The organism is Gilvimarinus sp. 1_MG-2023 (genome assembly GCF_030548285.1).
The window spans coordinates 1-329 of record NZ_JAUOSC010000542.1; the positions used below are offsets into that span (position 1 = coordinate 1).

The 329-nt window shown below is 52.0% G+C and carries 1 pseudogene; it reads left to right on the plus strand.

Features of this window, described 5'->3' with window-relative positions:
* Positions 1 to 123: 123 nt before the first annotated feature.
* Positions 124 to 329, plus strand: a pseudogene (locus Q4563_RS17995) (AI-2E family transporter); the annotation flags it as partial.

Here is a 329-nt window from a genome sequence, read left to right on the forward strand (position 1 = left end):
GGATAATACAGAACTCTTTGCTTGCTGCCAAGTCCATGATCATCGCGGTTGTTCACTGGATGCGTCCGAACGCTGGCTGGTGTAAGTTGAGCCTTTCGCCTTCAGGGGTTTCGGGAAGAAATCATGTCGACTAATACTCATGTAACCAGCAACATCTTTGTGACGTTGGCGGCCGCTATTATTGTGATTGCCGGTGTGCGCAGTGCGGCGGATATTCTGGTGCCTTTTCTGTTGTCGGTTTTTATTGCCGTGCTCAGTGCTCCAATGATGCATTGGCTGTCGCGTCGTGGTGTGCCGGATGTGTTGGCGGTACTGCTGATGATGCTGGG